At 63.1% G+C, this 23,744-nt stretch carries 23 protein-coding genes and 4 pseudogenes; 21 read left to right on the forward strand and 6 right to left on the reverse strand.

Annotated features, from left to right (window positions below):
- Window positions 1–253: 253 nt before the first annotated feature.
- The 4 genes from NKH70_RS26680 (at window position 254) to NKH70_RS26695 (ending at window position 4,882) form a co-directional block, all read left to right on the forward strand.
- Window positions 254–1,252 carry a LacI family DNA-binding transcriptional regulator gene (locus NKH70_RS26680; RefSeq protein ID WP_352718779.1) on the forward strand — a complete coding sequence of 333 codons (999 nt, stop codon included), beginning with the start codon at window positions 254–256 and terminating at the stop codon, window positions 1,250–1,252.
- Window positions 1,249–2,766 (forward strand): sugar ABC transporter ATP-binding protein, encoded by a 1,518-nt coding sequence (locus NKH70_RS26685; RefSeq protein WP_352718780.1) that lies wholly within the window; start codon window positions 1,249–1,251, stop codon window positions 2,764–2,766. Before NKH70_RS26680 ends, NKH70_RS26685 begins: the two co-directional genes overlap by 4 nt.
- Window positions 2,766–3,815 (forward strand): ABC transporter permease, encoded by a 1,050-nt coding sequence (locus NKH70_RS26690; RefSeq protein WP_352464116.1) that lies wholly within the window; start codon window positions 2,766–2,768, stop codon window positions 3,813–3,815. The genes NKH70_RS26685 and NKH70_RS26690 overlap by 1 nt, the downstream gene beginning before the upstream one ends.
- Before the next feature lie 77 nt (window positions 3,816–3,892).
- Window positions 3,893–4,882, forward strand: coding sequence for a substrate-binding domain-containing protein (locus tag NKH70_RS26695; protein WP_352464118.1), 990 nt, complete (start codon window positions 3,893–3,895; stop codon window positions 4,880–4,882).
- Here the strand turns inward: NKH70_RS26695 and NKH70_RS26700 are convergent.
- Window positions 4,845–5,567 (reverse strand): dihydrofolate reductase family protein, encoded by a 723-nt coding sequence (locus NKH70_RS26700; RefSeq protein ID WP_353026526.1) that lies wholly within the window; start codon window positions 5,565–5,567, stop codon window positions 4,845–4,847. The genes NKH70_RS26695 and NKH70_RS26700 overlap by 38 nt on opposite strands.
- Here NKH70_RS26700 and NKH70_RS26705 point away from each other — a divergent pair.
- Both NKH70_RS26705 and NKH70_RS26710 read left to right on the forward strand, forming a co-directional pair.
- Entirely contained in the window at window positions 5,566–5,955 is a 390-nt protein-coding gene (locus NKH70_RS26705) for an antitoxin Xre/MbcA/ParS toxin-binding domain-containing protein (RefSeq protein ID WP_352464121.1), read from the forward strand. The two genes, NKH70_RS26700 and NKH70_RS26705, sit on opposite strands and share 2 nt — an antisense overlap.
- A complete protein-coding gene (locus NKH70_RS26710) occupies window positions 5,952–6,470 on the forward strand; it encodes an RES family NAD+ phosphorylase (RefSeq protein ID WP_352464123.1) in 519 nt (172 codons plus the stop codon). The genes NKH70_RS26705 and NKH70_RS26710 overlap by 4 nt, the downstream gene beginning before the upstream one ends.
- A 121-nt stretch (window positions 6,471–6,591) precedes the next feature.
- Here NKH70_RS26710 and NKH70_RS26715 read toward each other — a convergent pair.
- Window positions 6,592–6,771, reverse strand: a pseudogene (locus NKH70_RS26715) (integrase); the annotation flags it as partial.
- A 311-nt stretch (window positions 6,772–7,082) separates the two neighbouring features.
- On the opposite strand from NKH70_RS26715, the gene NKH70_RS26720 reads away from it, so the two are divergent.
- The 11 genes and pseudogenes from NKH70_RS26720 to NKH70_RS35865 form a co-directional block, all read left to right on the forward strand.
- Window positions 7,083–8,351 (forward strand): amino acid ABC transporter substrate-binding protein, encoded by a 1,269-nt coding sequence (locus tag NKH70_RS26720; protein WP_352464125.1) that lies wholly within the window; start codon window positions 7,083–7,085, stop codon window positions 8,349–8,351.
- A gap of 162 nt (window positions 8,352–8,513) precedes the next feature.
- Window positions 8,514–9,386, forward strand: a complete 873-nt coding sequence (locus NKH70_RS26725) for a branched-chain amino acid ABC transporter permease (protein WP_352464127.1) — start codon at window positions 8,514–8,516, stop codon at window positions 9,384–9,386.
- A gap of 8 nt (window positions 9,387–9,394) precedes the next feature.
- Window positions 9,395–10,381 carry a branched-chain amino acid ABC transporter permease gene (locus tag NKH70_RS26730; RefSeq protein ID WP_352913528.1) on the forward strand — a complete coding sequence of 329 codons (987 nt, stop codon included), beginning with the start codon at window positions 9,395–9,397 and terminating at the stop codon, window positions 10,379–10,381.
- Window positions 10,378–11,124: an ABC transporter ATP-binding protein gene (locus NKH70_RS26735; RefSeq protein ID WP_352913530.1), complete on the forward strand. Its 747-nt coding sequence runs from the start codon at window positions 10,378–10,380 to the stop codon at window positions 11,122–11,124. The genes NKH70_RS26730 and NKH70_RS26735 overlap by 4 nt, the downstream gene beginning before the upstream one ends.
- Window positions 11,121–11,837, forward strand: coding sequence for an ABC transporter ATP-binding protein (locus NKH70_RS26740; protein ID WP_352913532.1), 717 nt, complete (start codon window positions 11,121–11,123; stop codon window positions 11,835–11,837). Before NKH70_RS26735 ends, NKH70_RS26740 begins: the two co-directional genes overlap by 4 nt.
- 456 nt (window positions 11,838–12,293) lie before the next feature.
- Entirely contained in the window at window positions 12,294–12,749 is a 456-nt protein-coding gene (locus NKH70_RS26745) for an SRPBCC family protein (protein WP_352464137.1), read from the forward strand.
- 204 nt (window positions 12,750–12,953) lie between these two features.
- Entirely contained in the window at window positions 12,954–14,012 is a 1,059-nt protein-coding gene (locus NKH70_RS26750; RefSeq protein ID WP_352913533.1) for an adenylate/guanylate cyclase domain-containing protein, read from the forward strand.
- 888 nt (window positions 14,013–14,900) lie between these two features.
- Window positions 14,901–15,329, forward strand: coding sequence for an SgcJ/EcaC family oxidoreductase (locus NKH70_RS26755; RefSeq protein WP_352913534.1), 429 nt, complete (start codon window positions 14,901–14,903; stop codon window positions 15,327–15,329).
- A 70-nt stretch (window positions 15,330–15,399) separates the two neighbouring features.
- Window positions 15,400–15,618, forward strand: a complete 219-nt coding sequence (locus NKH70_RS26760) for a hypothetical protein (protein ID WP_502908401.1) — start codon at window positions 15,400–15,402, stop codon at window positions 15,616–15,618.
- Between the two features lie 614 nt (window positions 15,619–16,232).
- Window positions 16,233–17,978, forward strand: coding sequence for an adenylate/guanylate cyclase domain-containing protein (locus tag NKH70_RS26765; protein WP_352913536.1), 1,746 nt, complete (start codon window positions 16,233–16,235; stop codon window positions 17,976–17,978).
- A gap of 162 nt (window positions 17,979–18,140) precedes the next feature.
- Window positions 18,141–18,278 (forward strand): annotated as a pseudogene (locus tag NKH70_RS35865) (integrase); the annotation flags it as partial.
- 179 nt (window positions 18,279–18,457) lie between these two features.
- Here NKH70_RS35865 and NKH70_RS26770 read toward each other — a convergent pair.
- The 3 genes and pseudogenes from NKH70_RS26770 to NKH70_RS26780 form a co-directional block, all read right to left on the reverse strand.
- The gene (locus tag NKH70_RS26770) at window positions 18,458–18,607 is read right to left on the reverse strand and encodes a hypothetical protein (RefSeq protein ID WP_352464145.1); all 150 of its coding nucleotides are present in this window, start codon (window positions 18,605–18,607) and stop codon (window positions 18,458–18,460) included.
- 26 nt (window positions 18,608–18,633) lie between these two features.
- On the reverse strand, window positions 18,634–18,849 hold the full coding sequence (locus NKH70_RS26775; protein ID WP_352913538.1) for a cyclic nucleotide-binding protein: 216 nt from the start codon (window positions 18,847–18,849) through the stop codon (window positions 18,634–18,636).
- A 79-nt stretch (window positions 18,850–18,928) separates the two neighbouring features.
- Window positions 18,929–19,138 (reverse strand): annotated as a pseudogene (locus NKH70_RS26780) (LacI family transcriptional regulator); the annotation flags it as partial.
- A gap of 313 nt (window positions 19,139–19,451) precedes the next feature.
- On the opposite strand from NKH70_RS26780, the gene NKH70_RS26785 reads away from it, so the two are divergent.
- From NKH70_RS26785 to NKH70_RS26800, 4 genes and pseudogenes are all read left to right on the forward strand, one after another.
- Complete coding sequence (locus NKH70_RS26785) at window positions 19,452–20,171, forward strand: SDR family NAD(P)-dependent oxidoreductase (RefSeq protein WP_353026531.1); 720 nt, start codon at window positions 19,452–19,454, stop codon at window positions 20,169–20,171.
- On the forward strand, window positions 20,168–21,289 hold the full coding sequence (locus NKH70_RS26790) for an S-adenosylmethionine:tRNA ribosyltransferase-isomerase (RefSeq protein WP_352913542.1): 1,122 nt from the start codon (window positions 20,168–20,170) through the stop codon (window positions 21,287–21,289). Before NKH70_RS26785 ends, NKH70_RS26790 begins: the two co-directional genes overlap by 4 nt.
- Window positions 21,290–22,060: 771 nt before the next feature.
- Entirely contained in the window at window positions 22,061–22,327 is a 267-nt protein-coding gene (locus NKH70_RS26795) for an AbrB/MazE/SpoVT family DNA-binding domain-containing protein (RefSeq protein WP_352718798.1), read from the forward strand.
- Window positions 22,324–22,722 (forward strand): annotated as a pseudogene (locus tag NKH70_RS26800) (type II toxin-antitoxin system VapC family toxin). The gene NKH70_RS26795 and the pseudogene NKH70_RS26800 overlap by 4 nt, the downstream one beginning before the upstream one ends.
- Before the next feature lie 158 nt (window positions 22,723–22,880).
- On the opposite strand, the gene NKH70_RS26805 reads toward NKH70_RS26800, so the two are convergent.
- Window positions 22,881–23,672, reverse strand: a complete 792-nt coding sequence (locus NKH70_RS26805; protein ID WP_352913544.1) for a class I SAM-dependent methyltransferase — start codon at window positions 23,670–23,672, stop codon at window positions 22,881–22,883.
- Window positions 23,673–23,744: the final 72 nt, after the last annotated feature.

Genomic DNA, 23,744 nt, shown 5'->3' on the forward strand with positions numbered 1-23,744 from the left:
TGCCAATGGCTGGCCAAACAGCGATATCGACGCCCTCATGCCATGGAATTACCAGCGCTGAACGGCCTCAGCTGCCCGCTTACGGACAATCACCTGGAACGGCCGTTGATCTCGTTTGCGGCATGTTGAGCATCGAAACGATTGCGCAAACGTTTCGATTGCATTATCGTTTCGCCTAATCGCCAATCAGAACAAGAGCGGATGGGAAACACAGTGAGGGAGGAGCGCTTGCGAGCACCCCATTCGAGCCGCCATGCCGACAATGGCTGAAGTGGCGCGCCGCGCGGGCGTGTCGGTTTCGACCGTGTCGCATGTCGTCAACCGCACCCGTTTTGTATCGCCCGAGAAGGCGAAGCTCATCAACGACGTGATTGCCTCGATGGGCTATCAGCCTAATGAACTGGCGCGCTCTCTCAAGGTCTCGACGACCAACAGCGTCGGCCTGGCAATCTCGGCAATTTCCAATCCCTATTTCACCGACATCATCTGCGCAGTGGAGGCCGAGTGCGCGCGTCTCGGCCTCATGGTTTTCCTGTCCGACACCCAGGACGACCCGGATCGCGAGCTTTCGGTAGTTCGTGCGTTCCATCAGCGGCGGGTCGACGGCGTCATTCTGGCGCCATCGGGCGCGCCGCAGCGAGCGATCGACTATCTGGCCGAGAAGAAGCTGCCCTGCGTCTTGATAGACCGCTTGGCCGACGAGCGCTTCGACCAGATCGGCGTTGAAAACCATTCGGCAATGCGAGCCCTTATCGATCACGTCGCCTCCTTCGGCCACAAGCGGATCGGCTTCGTCGCTGGCCAGCCGGGCTTGGCGACGACCCGCGAACGCGTCGAGGCGTTCCGGTCTTCCCTGGCCGGCAACGGACTTGACTGCCTGCCGCGCTATTTGTCGGTCGGGAACGTAGACACCGCGTCCGCGACAGCATCGACCCGCGTCATACTGTCTTTGCCGTCGCCGCCCACGGCCTTGGTCACCGGCAACAACATGACGACGATCGGAGCAGTCCGCGCGATCCGCGAAATGGGCCTGGCGATACCGGGCGATCTTTCGCTTGCCGGCTTCGACGACTTCGAGTGGGCCGATTGTTTCGAGCCGCGGCTGACGCTGGTGGCGCAGCCTTGCGCCGAGATCGGCCGGCAGGCGGCCGCTTTGCTCAGCGCTCGTATCGCATCCTCCGCGACGGAGCCGCGCACCGTCCGACTCCAAGCCACGCTTCATGCCCGCCAATCCTGCGCGAGGCCGAGATGAGCGCGCCGCTGCTTTGGGTCACCGGCGCGGTCAAGCGCTTCGGTGGTGTCCAGGCTCTGCGCGGCGTCGACTTCGAGCTCAGGGCCGGTGAAATCCACGCCCTTCTCGGTGAGAACGGCGCCGGCAAATCGACATTGATGAACCTGTTGTCGGGCGTCTATGCGGCGGACGAAGGCACGATTGAGATCGACGGCAAGCCAGTGCGCTTCAGCAATCCACGCGAAGCGCAGGGTGCCGGCATTGCCACCATCTTCCAGGAGCTCGATCTCGTACCGACGCTCGATGTGGCGTCGAACCTCTTCCTGGGCCGCGAGTTAATGCGCCCGGGCGGCTTGCTCGATGTGGCGGCGATGCGCCGCGAGGCCCACAGGCGGCTGGAAGCGATCGGACTCGCCATTGACCCGGCACGACTGGTCGCCGATCTCTCGATCGGCCAGCGCCAGGTGGTGGCGATCGTCAAGGCGCTGTCCTACGCGTCGCGCGTGCTGATCATGGACGAGCCGACGGCGGCCCTGACGGTGGGCGAGGTCGAAAGGCTGTTCGACATCATGCGCAAGCTCGCCGCCAGCGGCATCGGCATCGTCTATATCTCGCATCGGCTGGAGGAAGTGCCCGAGATCGCAGACCGGGTGACGGTGATGCGCGACGGGCGCGTCGCCGGCGTCACCGAGCCGCACGCGCCGCAAGCCGAGTTGGTGCGGCTGCTGGTCGGGCGTCCGCTCGACGAGCTTTATCCCCAGCGCGCTAAAGCAGTCGGCCGGGCACTGCTCAGCTTGCGCGATGCAAGCTTCCGGCTGGCGCGCGACAGTGCCGGCTGGCAGGCCCCGACAGGGCTTTCGCTCGATGTGCATGAAGGGGAGATCGTCGGACTGGCCGGCATCATGGGGGCAGGGCGGACCGAACTTCTCAGCGCGCTTTACGGCACCGGCCTCTCCGGCCACTGGGAGGGCTGTGTCGCCCTCGACGGCCGTCAGGTGAAGCTCAATTCGATCAGGGCGGCGCGAGCGGCCGGCATCGCCTTCGTCACGGACGACCGTCGCGGCAGCGGCCTAATGCTGAGGATGGCTGTCGGCCTCAACCTGGTCATGTCGGTGATCCGCCGCCTCTCGCCGGCCGGACTGATGTCGCCGGGCCGGCAGGCGGAGGCGGTGAAGCAATCCTTCGGTCAGTTCGACATCCGGCCGAAGAATCCCGACATCGCCGTCGGCGCGCTTTCGGGTGGCAACCAGCAGAAGGTGGTATTGGCTAAGGAAATCTTAGGCAATCCGCGTCTGCTGCTGCTCGACGAACCGACGCGCGGCGTCGATGTCGGTGCCAAAGGCGAGATCTATGCGCGGCTGAGGCAACTGGCCGCTCAAGGGTTGGGCATTCTGGTCGCCTCCAGCGAAATGCCTGAGCTGATCGGCCTATGCGACCGCATCGTGGTGCTGCGCCAAGGGCGCAATGTGGCGGAATTCATCGGCGGCGTCGACGAGCACACGGTGCTGGCCGCAGCAAACGGCAAGGAGGCCTAATGTCTGACGAGACGACTTCGGTTGCAGGCGGCCCGTTGGCGGCAGCACCCGTGCATCGCGATCCGCTCGCTTTGGTCGTGCGCTTCCAGAGCTTGATCGGCCTGGTGCTGGTGGCGATCGGCGGCGTCATCTTCTCGCCGAGGCGCCATGGCGAGATCCTGTTTCTTGCGCCCGACAACATGGCCAACATCGTGCGCGCGGTGTCTGAGACCGGCATTATCGCAATCGGCATGACCTTCGTCATCATCACCGCCGGCATCGACCTCTCAGTGGGCGCCGTGCTCGGTCTCTCCAGCGTGGTTACCGCAACGATGATGATCTCCGGCGGCTTCGGGCTTATCCCGACCGTCCTCGCCGTGCTGGTAATGGGCACCGTCTTCGGCATGATCCAGGGCATGATTTCCAGCCGCTTTCGCCTCGAGCCGTTCATTGTCACGCTCGCCGGCCTGCAGGCGGCGCGGGGGCTCGCGCTGGTCGTTTCGGGCAACCAGTACATCAACATTTCCTATGGCGACGGCCCCGGCCTGGCGCCACCTGTTTTCGCGGTGCTGGGCGAGCGTCTGTTCAACAACACCGTGCCGGTGGCGACCATTGTCTTCATCGTCTTCGCCGCCATTGCCACCTTGGTACTGAACACGACGCGCTTCGGCCGCTATGTCTTTGCCGTCGGCGGCAACGAGCGGGCGGCGCGTATTTCCGGCGTGCCGGTCTCGGTGGTCAAGATGTCAGTTTATGCCATCACCGGCTTTGCCGCCGCCCTTGCCGGCATCGTTCATGCCGGCCAGTTCAATTTCGGCAGCGCCAATGACGGCATGGGCTATGAGCTCACGGCAATCGCAGCAGTGGTCATTGGCGGGACAAGCCTGTTCGGTGGGGCCGGCTCTATGGTCGGCACCGTCGCCGGGACTATCATGCTCGGCGCGCTCGCCAACATCCTTCAGCTCAACAACATTACCCCGGCCATGCAGTTGCTCGCGACCGCCGCGATCATCGTGCTGGCGGCAGTGCTTCAATCCCTTGTTCGCCGCCGCGAGGGTTTGGGCAGATAGCAGGCAGACGGCGAGCAAGTGGAAGGCGTTAAAAACCAAGGTCTGGCCGCAGCGGCCCCAAAAGGAGGAGAGAGAGCATGAGAACCATAGAACGAGGATCGTGGCGTGCCTGGCGGCTTGGACTGCTCGCCGGCACGTGCCTGTGCATGGCGGGCACCGCAGAGGCCGCCGACCCTATGGTCAAGGCCTGCGCCAAGGACGGCCAGTTCATCATTGGCTTTTCGCAGGCAAACAACGCCGAGCCCTACCGCCAGCATGTCAATGACGAACTGAGCGCGGCGGTCAAGGAAGTGTCTCAGTTCACGCTGCAGATCGCCGATGGCGCCGGCAACGTCAACACGCAGACATCGCAGGTCGACAACTTCATCACTCAAAAAGTCGATCTGCTCTTGATCTCGCCCTTCGAGGCAGCGCCCCTGACCCCGGCGGTGAAGCGCGCCATGGATGCCGGCATTCCTGTGATCGAGCTAGACCGCAAGACGGTAGGCGACCCAGGTAAAGACTACACCGCCTTCATCGGCGGCGACAATTACAAGATCGCGCTCGAAGCGGGCAAATACACCGCAAAGACCCTGCTCCCGGAAGGCGGCGAGGCAGCGGTGCTTGAAGGCCTGCCAAGTTCGACGCCGGCGGTGGAGCGACTCAACGGCTTCAAGGATGGTGTGAAGGAAAATGACAAGATCCAGGTGGTGGCCGAGCAGGCCGCCGACTGGGTGCCCGACAAAGCTCAGACCGCTTTTTCTGCCATGCTGCAAGCGCACCCCGACATCAAGGTGCTCTACGCCTCGAACGACATGATGGCAGCCGGCGCGCTGCTTGCAGCCAAGGGCGCGGGCAAGCAGGTCAAGATTATCGGCACCGACGGCCTGCCGGGCCCAGCCGGTGGCATCGAGGCCGTGGCCAAGGGCGACTGGGCGGCAACCTTCACCTACCCGACCGGCGCCAAGGAGGCGATCGAGATGTCGAAGAAGATTCTGCTTGATTGTGCTTCGTCGGTGGAGCCGACGGTGACGGTGGCCACGACCGCGATCACGCCAGAGAATGCCAAGCAGTTGATGGGGAAATGAGTTCAGAGCAAAAGTTGACAGGACAAGGCCCCCGTGAGGGGCCTTGTTGCGTATTGGGAGACGCCATGCAGCGCACGCACCGTGCCGAAGAGCCTGCCGATTCATCGCCTGGGAAATTAGCTAGTCTGATGGAAGGGTGGCACGCGCCGAATGAATAAGTTGTCCATGAGTAGATAGATTGCCGGCAACCGGACTTTCGCCAGGGCTCACGCCGGCCGATAGATCTGCGCCACCGCGCCCCCGGAAATGCCTTCGAGCTTGTCAGCTTGAGAGACATCGGCGCGGCGACTTCGGAGAACAGCGGCAGGCCTTTGCCCAGCGCCACGGGCACCACCATCAGGGCGAGCTGGTCGACCAGTCCCTGAGCGGCGAGACTGCGGGCAAAGCTCACTCCGCCGTGCGCGATGATCGGCTTGCCTCTTGGGCTTTTCAACTTCCCGATTTCCTCCGCCATGTCACCGCTCGCCACATAGGCCTCCGCCCAACTTTCACCACCGGGCTGCAACTCCGCAAGCTGTCCTGTTCCCGCATTGACGGCGCGCGCCTCATCCAGCGCTGCCGTCGTGTTCGGAGCTGTGCAAAGACCGGTTCTCGGGGCGCCATGCGCTTGGAGCTTGAAACCAGTCGAAAAGCGCCATATGTTTTGCACAGTAAATGCGGCTGTTAATATGACAAGGAACTCCATGGGGCAGGTCCTCAAGAAATCCGTGCAGAAGGAACCCCTGGTTTTGTCCTATATGGACCGGGCCGGGAAAATTGCCGTTGACCAGGTGGCCGACAGCTTTGGAATGTCCAAGGCTCAGTTGGCTCAGACGGCCGGGCTTGCCCGCGAAACCCTCTATCGGCTGGAGCGCAGCCGAACGGCCAAGACGCAGGGCCGTCTGCGCGAGATGCTCGAGATCATCAGCCGCGTGACGGATTGGGCGGGAGGCAAGGAACAGGCCATGGCCTGGTACCGAGCCCAGCCGCTGCCGGCATTCGGTGGACGGACCGCCGAAGCCCTCGTGAAGGACGGCAAGGCCGCTGCTATTCGCGACTACCTCGATCACATGGCCTTGGGTGGCTTTGCTTGAGGTTTGTCGGAACCTGCTACCGGGCGCATCATCCACGTTGGGCATTCAAGCCGAGTTCCGGTGATGGAGCGGCGATCAGGGGCGCTCGATTCAATCCCAAAGGTGTGCCCGCGCTATATCTGGCGCTGACCGTCATGACAGCTGTCAAGGAAGCCAACCAGGGCTTCGCGCATCGCATCGACCCCTGCGTGCTGTGCTCTTATGAGGTGGACTGCGAGGACATCACTGATCTGACAACCGAGCGGGGGAGGGGAGAATCTTTTGTCACGCTTGCGGACATGGGCAGCGCCTGGGCCACGGCTCTCAGCAACGGAGAGCGACCTGCATCCTGGTCCATCCATGACCGGCTGCGGCCTGAAGGCATCGCTGGAATTCTGGTGCCGAGTTTTGCTCCGGGCGCGGAGACGGAAGACCGCAATCTGGTGCTATGGTACTGGGGCCCCGATCTTCCGCACAAAGTGAACGTGTTCGATCCGAGCGGTCGGTTGCCGAAAGACCAGCTGTCCTGGCGATGAAACAGGCCTGGAGGCTCCGGGGCTGCCCGAATGGCAGAAACCAGTCTGTTGGCGCTCAGGGTGAAGGCGTTCGCGCGAACCTGAGCGGCGGAATAACGGCAGAGGAGGGGTTTTTTGCCTCGAGGTCGGAAGCCCTGGTCAGGTTGATGCGGAAGCGATGTCTGCGGCGCTGACAGCGGCGGGTCATCTCCGAGGAGGTATGGCCGAGCTGTTTTTGCACATCGCGTTCGTCGACCTCGGCCGACGAGGCGAGGTCAGCGCGCAGCGAGTGGCCGGCGAATTTGACGATGCGGGCTGGCTCCCACGCCCTGCATCGCCAGCGACCGATCGGGAGCACCTGCTGCTCTGTCTAGGTGCAGAATAGGAGCCGCGTCTACAACTGCTCGCGGCGCCAATGGCGCCCAAAAGGCATTCGTCGACGAAGCTGGTGCACGACGAGGCATTGAGCATCCACGGCCTGCGGCGCCTCTACGCGTTGATGACCCGAAGCCGCCTTACGCATCGCCTGTTGACCCAGGCATATCTTCTCTGTCCGCACAAAAGGCATACAGTGGTATAAACAAGAGATATCGTCGGTTTCCAATCTGATAACCGGATGAAGGGAGTTGAGTGATGTTCACGAACAGCAAACGTTTTTCGCGCCGTCGGTTCCTCGGCGTCAGCGCCGGCGCCCTCGCAGCCGGCCCGTTGGGCCCGTTTGTGCGAGCGGCACGCGCGCAGGTGACGACATTCAAGGCCGGCGTTATCACCTCGCTGTCGGGCGAGAACATCCTCGGCGGCAACCTGACCAAACGCGGTTACGACCTATGGGCCGAGGCCATCAACGCCAAGGGTGGGGTTGAAGTCGCCGGCGAGCGCTTCAAGGTCGACATGTTCTACGGTGACGACCAAAGCAACCCCGCGACCGGCGCCGATGCCGCCGAGCGCCTGATCGTCCAGAACGAGGTCGACGTGTTATTCGGCCCCTACACCAGCGGCTCGACTATCGCCGTGCAGCCGATCTGCCAGAAGTACCAGGTGCCGATGATTTCCGGCTCCGCGGAATCGCCAAACGTCTGGAAGGCCAAGCCGGAATTCAACTTCGGCATCATCCCGGCCGTGGACACCACTGCGGGCAAATCGCTGGCCGTGCTGGCGAAACTGTCTAACCCCATGGCCAAGACGATTGCTGTGATCGGCGTCAACGAACCCTTCTCGAAGGAAACCGGCGAAGGTTTTCGCGACGGGGCCAAGGAGGCCGGATTGGAAGTCGTCGCCTACGAATTGGTGCCGGCCTCGGGCGACCTTACCCCCGTCATCTCCAAGATCGCAGCGCTTAATCCCGATATCGTCGCCGTCGGCGGCCATGAGGAGCCGCTCATCAATGTCGTCAAGACGTCCAAGTCGCTGAATTTCCGGCCCAAGGCGCTGATAATGCACTATGGCGTCACCGACCCGGCCTTCGCCCAGGCGCTCGCCACGGACGCCGACGGCACCTGCGGCGTCTCCGTGTGGCTGCCGTCAGTTCCATATAAGGACGACCTCTTCGGCACCGCAAAGGAGTTTGCCGAGATGGCGCAAAAGAAGTCCGGGCACGAGCCCGACTATACCGAAGCGGCCTGCGCGGCCAGCGGTCTCGTTTTCGGCGATGCCGTCAAGCGGCTTGGCAAGAAGCCGGGGCTCACGCCTGAAGACAGGGTGGCTCTTAAGGACGCGATAGCCGCGACCGACATCCAGACCTTCTACGGACCGATCAAGTTCGAGAAGGAAGGCATCCACTACCACGACAACGTCCAGCCGGTGCCGGTGCTGATCCAGATTCAGGGTGGCAAGACCGTAGCGGTGGGGCCGAAAGAGGCCGCGGCAGCGGACCTCACCTACCCGCTGCCAGCTTGGAAATAGCCGGTTCTGGGCAGGGTGCGGGCGGGCCTCGTCGCCATCACCCTTGCCCGGCGCAATGACGGTGGTTGCGCGTGCTCGGAAAATGACGGACCATGCTATCGTGTGTACGGCCGCTTTGCCGCGGCACTCCGCTCTTTCGTTGGCTGACGGACGGTTCCCGCGTTGGATCTATTCCTACAGACCTTGCTGAACGGCCTTCTGATCGGCGGCGTTATCGCCACTTTTACGATCGGTTTCCAGCTCGCTTTCGGCGTGCTGCACGTCATCGATTTCGCGGTGGGCGGCTGGGTCGTGCTGGGCGGCTATCTCGGCTACTACATGGGTGCCGGACTGGGTGTCGACGGATTCCTGGCGATCCCGGTGGCCTTCGTGCTGTTCGGCGCCATCGGCTATCTGATCGGGCCGATCCTCTACAATGTCCGCAACAGCCGCACGGCGCGGCCGGAATTGATGGCGCTTGCGTTGACCTTCGGCCTGTTCACGCTGCTGCGCGGCGGCATGCTGACCGCGTGGGGCTTCAATACCCACAGCGTGCCGACCGTGTTGAGCGGCGAGAGCCTCGCCGTGGGGCCCGTGACGGTGCCACTGATCCGCGTGGCCGCGGCGGTCTTCGCGATCGCCATCGCCGGCGGACTGTTCCTGTTCCTCTACCGCACCCGCTATGGGTTGGCGATCAGAGCGACGGCTGAAAACCGGCAGAACGCCGCACTAATGGGCGTCAACATCCGCCGCCTCAGCGCCACTGTTTACGGGCTCTACGCAGGCATCACTGCCATGGCCGGCGTACTAATGGGTGCAATCTTTTCAGTGAACCCGGAAGTCGGCCTGCGCTATACTCTGTTCGCATTTTTCGTGGCTGTGCTTGCCGGCTTGGGCTCCGTCGGCGGTGCCCTCGTCGCCGCGCTGCTGCTCGGCGTCATCGAAGCCTTCGTCGCGACCTATGTCGGGTCGAGCTATTCGCTGCTGGCGATCTTCGGCACCCTATTCCTCGTCCTTCTCGTGTCTCCGCGCGGGATCCTGCGGCACGGCTTGTGAGGCGGGACATGAAGCCAAGCTGGGCCGGCCTCCTCCTGCTGATCGCCGTGATCGTTGTGCTGGCGCTGCTGCCGATGCTGGTCAACAACTACTGGCTGCGCATTGCCACTGGCGCGCTGATGTGGGCGGGGCTGGCCTGCTCTTGGAACATGCTCGGCGGCTATGCCGGCTACATCAATTTCGGCCATTCGGCCTTCTTCGGGCTCGGCGCCTATGTTACGGCGCTGCTGATGGGCGACAGGCTCGCCTGGCCCTTCTTCGCCACCCTCCCGGCCGGTATCGTGGTGACGGCGCTGTTTGCCATCATCATCGGCGCGCCGACGCTGCGCCTGCGCGGCGCCTATTTCGCCATAGCCACCTGGGCCTTCGCCGAGGTGCTCATACAGTTCGCCTCGGTGATGGACTTCACCGGCGGCATCGGCGGCATTGGGCTGCCGCCCTTTCTTGACGAGCGCTTCTTCTACTTCGCCATGTTCGGCGCGGCTGCGCTCACCTATCTCATTACGTGGGCGCTGTTCGAGCGCTCGCGTTTCGGGCTGAAGGTCAAGGCGCTGCGCGATCATGAGCCGGCGGCCGAGGCTATCGGTATCAACACTTCGCTGGTCAAGCTGCAGACCTTCGTGCTCAGTGCCGTCACCGCCTCGGTATTCGGCGCGATCTTCGCCTACTGGGTCACGTTCATCAATCCGAAAAGCGTCTTCGGCGGCGACATCACCGATCAGATGGTGGTGATGGTGCTGCTGGGCGGGCTGGGCAGCCTGTGGGGGCCGGCATTGGGCGCTGTGGCGCTCTTTGTCGTAAACCGCATCATCTGGATGTACTGGGGTGACACCGCCTTCTATATCGCCATATTGGGCGCGGCCATCGTGCTGGTGGTGCTGTTCCTGCCAAACGGCATCGCCGGCCTGTTTTCGAGGCGCGTGGCCAAGTCTGGCGCCGTGCTGGACAAGGCGGTCGGCAATCTTGTCGGCGGCGGCCCGGGACGGCCCAGTTGAGCGCCGCCGAGGGCAAAACGGCTGGCACCGGCAAGCCTATTCTCGTCGTGCGCGAACTCCACTGCCATTTCGGCGGCATCAAGGCCGTCAACGGTGTCTCCCTTGACGTCGGTCGGCGCGAGATCGCCGGCCTGATCGGACCTAACGGGTCTGGCAAGTCGACTCTGTTCAACCTAATATCGGGCACGGTGACGCCGGATCGTGGCCAGATCCGCTTCGACGGTCACGAAATCGGCGGCCGAAAGGCTCACGCGATCGCGCGGCTGGGGCTTGCTCGCACCTTCCAGATTCCGGCCATGTTCGACAATATGAGCGTCACCGAAAACCTGCTGGCGGCTGCGGCCGAGGGCCACTGGCAGGGCGCGCGCGAACGGGCGGCCGATACGCTGGCGCTGCTCAAGCTGGAGCATGTCGCAGACAACCGCGCATCCGATCTTTCGGGCGGCCAGCAGAAACTGCTGGAGTTCGGGCGCGTTGTGATGCGCCAGGCCTCGCTCATTCTGCTCGACGAGGTGACGGCGGGCGTGCATCCCAGCATCCGCAGGATCATCGTGGATGCCATCGCGCGGCTGCGCGAGCGCGGCACCACCGTCCTGGTCATCGAGCACGACATGGAAATGGTGCGGAACGTGTGCGACCGCATAATCGTCATGGATGCGGGCCGTGTCGTGGCCACAGGGCCTTTCAACGACATCGTTCGCAATTCGGAGGTTATGCAGACCTATCTGGGGCGGCCGCAATGAGCACCACGCTCACCACCGACAACATCGTTACCGGCTACGGCAAGCAGGAGATCGTCCATGGCGTCTCGCTGAGCGCGGAAGCTGGCAAGATTACCTGCATCTTCGGGCCGAACGGCAGTGGCAAGTCGACCCTACTCAAAGCCATTGTCGGCGCGCTGCCGGTGTGGAGCGGCACGGCGAGCCTGGGCGAATCAACACTCTCCAACCTTGCCGTCCATGAAGTGGTGCGCCAGGGGCTGGTGTTGATGCCGCAGGGCGGCGGTGTGTTTCCGCGCCTGACAGTGACGGAGAATTTGCGCATGGGTGGCTACGCCATCGCGGACCGGCGGATAGTCGAACAGCGCATCGAGGCGCTGATCGAGCAATATCCCTCTTTGGCACGGCGGCGCCGTACCGCGGCCGGTTCGCTTTCGGGCGGCGAGCAGGCAATGCTTGCGCTGGCGCGGGCGCTGGTTTCGGAACCGCGCTTCATTCTGCTGGACGAGCCTTCCGCCGGATTGTCGCCGGCCATGGTCATCGAGACGCTCGAACGCATTACCACCCTCACCGCGCACGGCATCGGCATTGTGATGGTGGAGCAGAACATCCGCGAGGCGATGCCGATTGCGGACAAGCTTTACATCCTGGCGGCCGGCGAAAAGCGCTTCGAGGGGACGCGTCGGGACGTGCGCGACGACCGGCAGATCATGGAAATCTATATGGGGGGAGCGTGAGAGAAGCGGTCGACACCCCAGCGCGAGTTTGCAAGTGCCAAATGTGGCTTGGCGGCTAATTGTAGGAAGGCGGTCATTTTCGGCAGTCAATTGGGAGAATGATCAGGCTGAGATCGGTTGTCGTACAGAAGTTCAAGCCTGCTGCTCAGAACCTGAACACTCGCCTATGGCCGACTTGGCGAGACCCTTTGTGTCGAGCAACATTTCCGGTCTCATATCCAACTCCCGCCGTTCGTTTGCCGAAGATCTCGCCGAAAAAGGGAATGTTCAGATCACCGGCCCGGCGCTTCGCCGAAGGCACCGGCAGGATTGCCAAGACGGACCGGCTCCTTGGCGAGTGGCCATGGGAATCTCGCCACACTTGTCACTCCAGTGTCGATGTCCGATCCTATTCTATCGCACGAGCAGCCAACTGGTTTACAATTGCTCCAACTGTCGCAACTATGGAGGAAGCCGATGCAAGAGGCCCTCGTCGTCCGCCGCGAGACACACATCCCGGCGCCCCCCGCTGCGCTGTTTGCCCTCCTGACCGATCCGGAGAAGATCCTGCGCTGGATGGGAACGGAGGCGCAGCTCGAGCCGCAGCCCGGCGGGCTCTATCTCGTCAATGTTACCGGGGCTCGCGTCGCTCGCGGCTCCTTCCGGGAGGTGGTGCCGGTGCACCGTCTGGCATACAGCTTCGGCTGGGAAGAGAGCGATGAGGTGCCGCCGGGATCGAGCCTGGTCGAGATCGATCTGATCGAGCAGCCGGACGGAACGCTGCTGCGCCTGACCCACACCGGCCTGCCCAATGCCGAGCAATGCGCCGGCCATGCGGAGGGCTGGGCTCATTACCTCGGCAGGCTGGGCGAGGTTGCAGCCGGGCGTGATCCCGGCCCGGATCCCAAATACGGCCACACGGGCAGGGGGTGACGGCCTTCCGCGCTCGATATCGCCGCCCGTGAGCCCGTTGCAATTTGACGGCGGACGCCGGCTCGCAGGGCGTGTCGAACCCGGCGCCATCGAGGATCGGACCGTACCAGCGCCGGGGGGCGGGGGGAGGATAGATCGGCGGGCCGGCTGCGCATCGTCACGGCGCGGATGACAGGCCGGGCGCGGTGGCCGCATAATCGCACCATGGATCTGCCCGCGCCTCTCGCCTGGCTGGTGGACGAGGCCGGCGCCTCGGCCGCCCCCGACCGGTTTCTGGCCGAGCTCGGCGGCCGACTTCTGGCCGACGGCCTGCCGCTGGCCGGCGGCGCGCTGACGCTCGCGGTGCCGCATCCCATCATCACCCGCCGCACCTGGCTTTGGCGGGCGGAGACCGGGGCAGTGATCGAGGCGCTGGGCTTCGCCGGCGGTCCGCTCGGCCAGGCCGGGCGCGACTGGCTGGCGGAGCTCGGCCCGGTGCAGGAGGGCCCGGTTGGCCGGGCGCCGGATAGTCCGGTGCTGGGCTGGGCCGGAACCCGGCCGTTCGGCCCCGCCGAGGCTGCCCGGCTGCGCCAGGCCGCGCGCTTCGCCGCGGCGCCCCTTGCCGCACTTGCGGCGCGGGCGGCGCTGACAGCGCTGCTCGAGGCTTATCTCGGCCGGCGCAGTGCCGCCCGGGTGCAGGGCGGTGCCCTGCGCCGCGGCACCGGAGAAACCATTCACGCCGCGCTGCTCTATGCCGACCTGCGCGGCTTCACCGCCCTGTCCGAGGCAACCGAGCCCGCGGCGGTGATCGCCGCGCTCGACGCCTGGTTCGACCGCGTCGCCGGTGCGGTGCACGCCTTCGGGGGCGAAGTGCTGAAATTCATCGGCGACGGCGTGCTGGCGATTTTCCCGGTCACCGCTGCGCCGGCCGAGGCCTGCGAGGCGGCGCTGCGCGCCGTCGTCGCCGCCCGCGCCGGCATGGCCCATCTCGATGCGGGGCGGCAGGCGCAGGGCCTGCCGCGGCTGCCGTTCGGCGCGGCGCTGCATCTCGGCGAGATGCTGTGGGGCAATATCGGCGCCGTCGACCGGCTGGATTTCACCGCCATCGGCCCCGCGGTCAACCTGGTCAGCCGGCTGGAGGGGCTATGCCGGCCGCTCGGCCGCTCGGTGCTGATCTCGGGCGCGGTCGCCGCCGAGACCACCACACCGCTGGTGCCGCTGGGCGAACACGTGCTGCGCGGCATCGCGGCGCCCTGCACCGTCTTCACCCTGCCGGATGCGTAATCGCGGTCCTGCGGGGCGGCGGCGTCAACCGCAGATTTCGTTAGCTTGATTTTGGCCATCTAGTCGTCTCCGAACGTCAAAAACTAGGAGCAGAATAGGGGCACTCAGACCCACTGCTCCGGGCTACTGCCGCGTGCTAGAGAAAAGGTCGAAGGCTCAAGAACGCAAGCTAAGTCCTTGCATCGTAGTGGCTTTTCGCATTTTTACTTGCAAACGGCGGACATGAACTTAGACGAAATTGGCGGGCTCTTAGTCGGCTTCCGCCCCCTTCGGCATCTTCATCCGGTACGGTTTCATCAAAGATGATCGATCAGACAACATCCATCAGCCTGCGGCGCCTCGACGCCATGATCGTCACTTGGGGGGAAGGCCGGACTGGCGCCCTGAGCATTTGTGGCGCAACTGCGACGCATGGCATGTGCATGGAATGGCGCGAAGACACCGTCCTCGGGCAAGGTGCGGCAACGCTATCATGTCACGATGATAGCCATCAATTCGCTCTTCTGCCGTGCAGACTTTGGTCTTCCGCTTGATTGGCGCGAACGCGACTTCCTATTCCAAGCGCGCTCGAATGCTTAGGCTCAGGTTTAAGGTGGCGGCGCATTGCGGTCTGGGCAATCAAGGGTTGAGCCTTCCTCACATGGAGAAGGCTGATCGCCAACGCCGCCATAACGTTCAACGAGTTTTGCGAATCCGTAGGCGAAGGCGGAAAGAAGCGCCAGGATAACCACTATTCGGATGGCCATAGGGGATCGTAACAGGATCCCACATTGGATGTCGCAATTCCTCCGCTGCCGGTAGTGCGTCAGTTTGAAATTTGACCTTTGCCGTGTCGCATCCGGTCCCGGCTCCTATATGCTTAGCGGAGGTACGCAGGAGACGTGGGTCATGAGCGTGACGTCTGGTAAGCCCGAGCATGTCGCTACCGCTTTTGCGAACGCTTGGAACCGGCATGACATGGATGAGTTTGCGTCTCTGTTCGCTTCCGATGCTAAGTTCGTTAACGTCGTAGGTGTTTGGTGGAAGAACCGATCCGAGATCGAAGCGGCGCACCGAGCCACCCATGACACCATGTTTCGGGATAGCCGATTAGAAGGCGATATCTCGTCGGTTGTGGAATTGGCTCCGGGGCTTGCTGCTGTTCATTACACTTGGACCCTAACAGGAGCATTTGCTCCTAACGGCTCCCCGGCCGGGGTTAGGAAAGGCATATTGCTTCTGATTGCCCAAGAAGGGCAGTCGGGATGGCGAATCAAGGTGGCTCAGAACACGGATATTGTTCCAGGCGCAATCGCCCCAGCCGGCTCGAAAGGCTAGCTCGCGCCAACCGGAGGCGGAACAGGGCGTCCACCAGCGAGTCTGACCACCAATACGTATGCGTGTCGGAATGCCGAATTCGACTGCTTTGATCCTCATCACCGAGGCCGTCAGCGCCACGCGTGCCGAATTCCTGGTCTTCGCCAAGGCCCATGGCGCCATGGACCTGAGGGTACCGCCCGAGGTGCGCGTCGTTGCGAAAGTGCCTGTCCTCAGCTCAGGCAAGCTCGATTTCCCCGCCGTGACCAAAATGGTGAGCGGCGAAGACATGAAAACCCGAGCGGCTTGACAATAGCTGACTGAGGAAGTCGGCCTGTTTGCCCAATCACATGCAACTAAGGTCGTCTTGGCTCAAAGGTAGCCTTTGGCCGAGGTCGGTTCTGAATTGAAGCCGGCCTACATCTATCACGAAGTGAACGGCAGTTTTGCGCTTCAATATCGGCCGCAGAGGCGGATTTTGCTTTCGCCCAAAAGCAGACATCGCAGCTGACCATGCTGAAGGTCGCGCTCGCACCACCTGCCGACCTCAGCACCTCTAAGCGCAAACGTCTGGTGTAATGGCTGATGCGCGCGCTCGTAGGGCATCTCGCTGTTACATCGCCGTGACAAAAGCACCGCCACGGTGGCGTCAACCGGTTACACAGGACAGGAAATATCTCCGGCCTTCTGGGAGTGACGTGTCAACGTCTCCAGAGTCTGCGTAGGCGCGGCGACTGGAACGCTCCACGCCTCGCAAGCCGGATAGCGAAATCTCGTGAAGGCAAGGTCAAGCTGCGTTCTCCGTTCTGTATCGGCAACGGCCAGCGACTGGGAAAGATGGATACGATGCACGTGGGGCGTCAGGAAGTTGGCAGGACCCGGACGCGGGGCGGCCCCCGTGCAGGCGCTTGGCTTGCCGGTGCAATGACCACGCAGCGCCACCTCGCAGCGATCCTGGCTTGCGACGTGGTCGGTTATTCGCGCCTGACGGAGCGCGACGAGCGCGGCACGCTCGAGCGGCTGAAGATGTACCGCAAGGACCTCCTCGAACCGCTGGTCACTGAGCACCAGGGTCGGATTGTCAAGCTCACCGGCGACGGGATGCTGTGCGAGTTCGCGAGCGTCGTTAACGCGGTGACCTCGGCGATGGCGATCCAGCAGGCCCTGGCAGAACACGAGGCGGAGAGGTCCGAGGAAGAGCGGATTCGCTTGCGCATCGGCGTCAATCTCGGCGACGTGGTCTGCGAGGAGGACGGCGACCTCTACGGTGACGGGGTCAACATCGCCGCCCGACTCGAAAGCATCGCCGATCCCGGCACCGTGGTCGTCTCGGGCACCGCCTACGACCACCTTCAGGGCAAGCTCGATTGCGGCTTCACGCCGCTCGGCAACCTGCGCCTCAAGAACATCGAGCGGCCCGTGCGCGCCTACCGCGTCGAGACCGACGCCAGCGCCTCGGTGGCTGCACCGCCTCCCTTGCCCGAGAAACCCTCGATCGCGGTTCTGCCTTTCACCAACATGAGCGGCGACCCCGACCAGGAATACTTCGCCGACGGGCTGGTGGAGGACATCATCACGGGATTGAGCCGGGTGAACTCCTTCTTCGTCATCGCCCGCAACTCGTCCTTCACCTACAAGGGCCGGGCGGTGGACCTGCGCCAGGTCGGGCGCGAGCTGGGCGTCCGCTACGTGCTAGAAGGCAGCATCCGCAGAGCAGGATCGCGGGTGCGCATCAGTGGACAGTTGGTGGACGCGATCAGCGGACATCATGTCTGGACCAACCGCTTCGAGGGCGACGTGAGCGACATCTTCGACCTGCAGGACAAGGTGACCGAGAGCGTCGTCGGCGCAGTCGAACCGAGCATCCGGCTGGAGGAGATCAAGCAGGCGCGCATGAAGCCGACCGAGTACATCAGCGCCTACGACCTCTACCTTCGCGCGCTGCCGCGCTTCTACAGCATGACGCGCGAAGGCTTTGCCGACGTGCGCCGGCTCACCAACGAGGCGCTCAGCATCGACCCTGGCTTCAACTTGGCGAAGGCACTCGGCGCCTATATCCGCAGCCTATCCGTGAGCCAGTGCTGGCACGAGCCCGACGATATCCGAGTCGCCGCGCGCATGGCGCGAGAGGTACTGGCGGAAGCGCGCGACGATCCCACGACCCTGCGCTTCGCCGCGCAGGTGATCGCCTACAGCGCGAAGGACTACGAGATGGCGTTGCGCACGATCGAGCGATCCCTGCTGCTCAACCCCAATTCGGCGCAGGGCCATACGGGCAGCGGCTGGGTGAACGCACATTCCAGCCGCCCGCTCGTCGCCATCGAGCACTTTCACAGGGCAATGCGGCTGAGCCCGGTCGACCCCGAGAAGGGCATCGCGCTCTCCGGCATCGGGATGAGCTACCTGATGCTCGAGCGCTACGAGGAAGCGCTGGCATGGGGAGAACGCGCGCTGCACGAGATGCCGAACTACGGCTCCTCGCACCGGGTGGTGATCATGGCGCTGGTCAAACTCAACCGGCTGGACGAGGCGCAGGCGGCGGCGCGGCGGCTTATGAAGGCATTCCCGACCTACACGCTCACCCTGCAGAGACAGATCAACCCGTGGCTGGACGAGGTGTTCGCCGAGCGTTACGTCGAGGCGCTGGGCATCTCCGGCGTGCCAGAGTGATCGTCGCGGTTGCAAAGATGCCCGGCGAGGCGACGTTCCCTTGACCCGCGTCGCTTCTGGAAGGCCAGTTCTCTGGCGGCTTATCTTAGGACTGAGCGCGTAGAGCAGCCGTGAACAGCGGGCGAGCTCTCTGTTGAATTCGCGTCGAACTTCCGGTTTCGATCCGCTTCTTATAAGGCAACAGGCAACCTCCGGGCGGTTCAGATCCTGCTTGGGCACACCGAGATCGAGAATACGGTTCGCCATCCGGATGTCGAGATCGGGGACGCGCTCACACTCGCCGAGGGGACCGAGATCTGATCACGACGGCCTCTCGACTTCGCCGAGAGGCCATCATGTTCTGAAAAGCCAGCGGTCAGTTACGGGGCTGGATTTCAGCAGTGCGCCGCATCACAGCTGTTCGGCAGGGAAGATGGTCATCCCGAAAGCCGCCGGTCCACTGTCGCCCATCAAAAGCGGAACTATGCGGCGTTGAGGCGCTAGGCGAGTTTGCGCCTCGTCTCGGCCGTTGCGACGAGCTCTGCCACTTCCTGAAAGCGCACGCTAACGGCGATCACAAGCCAGATCCGGCCGAGCACCCAGAAGGAAAGCGCCGACCGGAGCAGCAGCCAGAGATGCGGTGTTGGCATTTTCAGGCCCCCTGAATTCGGCCCGGCTAAGTTTGATGGAAAAGTTCGAACAGGCGCCAGGCATTGATCGGCAGCAGAATCAGTTCCAACAGGCTCAGGGATAAGCTGCCGATGAGGGCGCCATAGGCAAAGCACAAACAGCTCAGCACCGCCGTGATGTGCAGCCACAGCATGGCTTTCATTGAGTAGGTGAGAACGGTGGAGAAGCTTCCGAGGAAGCCGATCGTCTCGGTCCAGATCATGATCATGTGCAGCCGGCGGGCCTTGGTCAGCCGGCGAAGCCGCCGTCATCGAGAAAACGTCTCCGCGTCCGCCGTTCCTCTCCTGGTCGCGGCTGGCACTGACCACGACCGGGCATTGGCCCCGGCTGCGCACATGTCCCTCAAAAGTCTGCGCCATGGCGGAGAAGTAACGATTGTCGTGGATGGGCAACATCAGTCCGACCAGGCCCGATCGCGAGCCTCCCAAGCCCCGCGCCTGCAGATTGGTAGTGTACTGGTGGCGTTCGGCGAGGTTGAGAATTGTTTCCGCCGCCGCAACCCGATGGCGCTTGCACGGCGATACGCTTCCTTCACCGGCCCGATAATCACGGCGAACTCGGAGCCAATGCCTCGATCGACAGCCAATACGCGGCGTCAAGACGATAAGGCGATCCGGCTCGGCACGATCCGGCTGCGCTTGCGCCCGTTCCGGCCCGCTCGCATGCGATCAGCCCGCTGGCCGACAAGGCGAAGGTGCGCCGCGATACGTGAGTCTGGTCGCATCGATCCACGGAATGAATGCTTGACCTCAAGTTAACTTCAGCTTGTACCAATGGGTTGTATGGATTGAAGGAGTATCGTCAATGCTGACCAACATTGATCTTCAGGGACTTCGTGTAGCAGTCACCGGCGGCACGTCCGGCCTAGGACTGGCGCTTGTCCGGCAGCTTGCCAGAGAGGGTGCGTTCGTCGCCTTCGTTGCCCGCACTGCCGCGAACGTCGAACGCATCGCTGACGAGACGGGCGCACATGGCATCGTCGGCGACGTCGGCAAAAAGGACATCTACCCGATCGCGTTGCAGGTCACCGCGAGCCTAGGCGGGCTCGACGTTCTGATCAACAATGCGTCGAGCCTCGGGCCCGTTCCACTGGCGCTCCTTGCCGATACCGAGTGCGAAGAGCTGGAAAAAGCGCTCGCGGTCAACCTCGTCGGCGCGTTCCGGCTGACGAAAGCACTGTTCGGTGCACTTGCCGCGTCCGCGCGCGAGGGCCGTGGCGCGCTGGTGATCAACATCTCCAGCGACGCGGCGGTGAACGCTTATCCCGGCTTGGGCGCGTATGGTGCGAGCAAGGCCGCTCTTGCTCACCTGACGGCGATTTGGGACGAGGAGGCGAAGGCCGACGGCATCCGGCTCCTCGCGCTCGATCCCGGCGATATGGACACCCCGCTGCACGCGCTGGCGCTTCCTAACGCCGATCCGTCGACATTGAAGCGTCCCGACCTGGCTGCTGCCGAGATCATCGAAAAAATGCTCGATACGTTGCCGGCCGGCGCAACACTTCTCGCCGAGACACGCGGATGATTGCCGCCGACCGTCCGGATCGGCGCGCCGCCAGGCTGCTCGTCGTGGAGGCGGACGGCGCGACGCGCGACCTGTCGCGCACTGAACTCGCGATACTGTTCGATGCCGGCGATCTGGTCATCGCCAATGACGCCGCGACCTTGCCTGCCAGCTTGCGCGGCACGCACCTTCCCAGCGACGAGGCGATCGAGATCCGCCTGGCAGGCTGGCTGACATTTCCCGACCCAACCAACTTCCTGGCGATTGCCTTCGGCGCGGGCGATCACCGAATGCGCACGGAAAATCGGCTGCCTCCGCCCCCGCTATCACCAGGCGATCACCTCCGGCTCGGCCGGCTTGAAGCCGTCATAGAGTGCCTTCTCGACCATCCTCGCCTTCTCGAGTTGCGCTTCCCAGGCGACCGCGCAGCGGTGCTTGCAGGACTGGCGCAGCACGGCCGGCCGATCCAATATGCGCATGTTCGCGAACCGTTGGCACTTTGGAATGTCTGGACGAAGATTGCCGCCGGGCCGGTGGCGTTCGAGGCGCCATCGGCAGGCTTCGCACTCAACTGGCGCACGCTCCAGGCCTGGCGTCGGCGAGACGTGGGCTTCGCAACACTCACGCATGCCGCGGGCGTGTCTTCCACTGGGGACCCCGCTCTCGACTTGCGCCTCCCTCTCGACGAGCCGTACCGCATTCCCGAGCGCACGGCGGCGCAGGTCGCGCGGGCGAAGCTCCGCGGAAGCCGCATCATCGCAATCGGCACGAGCGTGGTGCGCGCGCTTGAGGCAGCTGCCAACCCCGACGGCAATGTGCGTGCCGGAAATGGCATTGCGACAGGGCGTATCGCGCTGGGCACGCCACTTCGCGTGGTCGATGCGATTCTAACAGGCGTCCACCAGCCCGGCGAAAGCCATTTCGAGCTCCTGCGAGCCTTTGCCGACGATGCCCTGCTCGCCAAGGCCTCCGCAGCCTTCGCCGAGCACCGATATCGCACGCATGAATTCGGCGATTCCATGCTGCTCAATCGCCAACGGCTGGATCGATCACGCGAACAGAAGCGACTGAAGTGCGCGAAACGAAGCCTCAACTCTAGGCGATCCGATGATCTTGGTTTTCCAGCCTTTCGAAAATGACATTTTGATTAAGTAATTCATCTAAAACAACTATTTTTGACACCAGTAACTTCGACTCTAGGGGTCCGGAGTTCGAATTTCGTCGCCGGGAGTCACGCGCGAGCTGCGGCTGAGACGCGGATAGGCCCGCGCCCTGCGCCGCCCAGCGGTGATCGCCACCACTGCCTATTCGCCGCGCCAGGGGCTGAGCCGGGACCGACGATGGCGGTATTCAAATTGACGCTAATACAATATTGCCTACGCTCCAACGTTGGGCGAAAGTGTGCGCCGAGAGGCAGGAGGCCATAGTTGGCTTTAGCTTAGACCTTGCCCAAATCACGAGAGAATACCTTGCAGCTCGTGAACCGGCTCAAGGCAGCAGCTTGTGCTTCAGCCTAGGCGGAAGATGCCAGGTGGATCGTCTCTTCCACTGTAACGTTGCGTGGTTGGGAAGCAATTCGGCAAGCCTTTTCACAGAACGAAGACAGAGATCTCGCTTGCGCAATACAGGAACTCAGCAATTACCCTGATGTTTGGGCAGGATGCCTTCGATGCGCCATGACGACCAGGAAACTGGGAGGCGACGCGTGAAGTCTTGGTAAGGGCAGCTGGCACGTAGTGGTGGTGTCGACGATCGGCTGAACGCCCGGGCTCCAGACAGTGTCGAGGAGACAGCGGATGAGGCAACTCGAATTTTTCTATTTCCTTGGGAGTGGTTATGCATACCTCTCCGTCATGCGTATCGGCCCTTTGGCGAGGGACGCTGGCACGCGATGAACGGGAATGTTTGATATGACAACGTTGACAGTGACGACAAGGGGACAGGTAACGTTCCGCAAGGACGTGCTGCAACATCTGGGCATCAAGCCGGGCGAGAAGATCGAGCTTGATCTGCTGCCCGACGGTCGGGCAGAATTGAAGGCGGCACGCGCGAAGGGGTCGTTCCGGGACCTCCACGGCTTCCTCAGAGGCAAGACGAACGGCCGGGCGCTCAGCATCGAGGAGATCAACGAGGCGATAGCGGAAGCGGGCGCCGCGGCCGGGTCCGGCAAGGAATGAGGGTTACGGCCGACACGAATGTGCTTCTGCGCGCCTATGTCGCCGATGATGAGGGGTAGGCAGCCATTGCGGTCGACCTGCTGGCCAAAGCGGACATCGTGGCCGTGAGCTTGCAGGCCTTGTGCGAGTTCGCCTGGGTTCTGGCCCGGCAATACCAGACAGAGCGCGAAAATATTGCCGCGGCGATCCGGGCGTTGCTGAACACCGCGAATGTTGTAGTCAACCGGCCCGCAGTTGAGGCAGGGCTGTCAGTCCTCGATGCCGGCGGCGATTTCGCGGACGGCGTGATCGCTTTTGAAGGCGGCTGGCTTGGCGGGGAGACTTTCGTCTCGTTTAATCGGAAGGCCGTCAAACTGCTTTCGGCGCAGGGACAATCCGTACAGCTTCTTTTCTAACGTTTCCGCGGTGGTCTTTCGCCCTGTGCTGTCCGTCTTTAGAGGCTGCTGCGAGCAATCGGATTCAGTCTGCGGTTCGGATGTCAGATCAAGAATGGCGCGGTGAGAGCCGATAATCGCCGATAGATGGGTTGTGGAAATCGTTAGAAATTTCCCAACTACGAGGCCGACTTGGTCGCGCAGATCGCGTAGCGATGCTGCGTCGAGCGTTCCAGCGCCCTGAGGAAGTTCATGTGCCGTGCCTGCGCGCGATGAATCGCGCCGAGCCGGGTGTCGACCACCGGTATCTCGAAGCCAGCCTCCACGAGAAGCGCGCAAACCTCGTCCGCTTTGGCGCCGTGCGAAAAGTGCAGCCGCGAAAGGATGCTGCGATGGCGGTCCGCCATCGCCTGATCCAGTCCGTGGACCGGCTCGCCTGTCCGGCCAATGGCCCTTTCCAGGACTTGTCGCAGAGAGGTTACCCAGGTCTTACTGACGAAATCACCATCAATGATCAGCAGCCGTCCGCCAGGCTTGAGCAGCGAGAACCATTCGGCGAACGCCGCTCGCGGATCCACCAACGTCCAGACGAGATGACGGGTGACGAGGACGTCATAGCTTTCTCCTTTTTCAAGGGTGCGCTCGGCGTCGCCGACCAGGAACCGGATGCCGCTTTCCCTCTGCGTCGCCTTTGCACGCGCGCGGGCAAGCATGGTCTCTGACCAATCGAGCCCGGTCACGGCATAACCCAGGTCGTGCATGAGATGGGATACGACCCCGGTGCCGCAAGCGAGGTCGAGCGCGCGACGCCCATCCCCGCGCCCCAAATGCTTGAGCATCAGCCTGTGCCAGGCCAAGCGTTCCCGCTGTGAGAAGATTTCATGCCCCACCGAAAGGTCGAATGTTCCGGCGCGCGTCGACCAATAGTCGCGTATCTCGTCCCGCAGCGAATAATTGGGCTCGCCCGCCATTCCAGACCCCTTGTCGTCGCACCAGTCTGGAATGGCTCTAAAAGATATTTCTTGAGAATTGAAGTCATCTTT

It is taken from the genome of Mesorhizobium sp. M0991 (assembly GCF_040318915.1).
Taxonomy (GTDB): domain Bacteria; phylum Pseudomonadota; class Alphaproteobacteria; order Rhizobiales; family Rhizobiaceae; genus Mesorhizobium.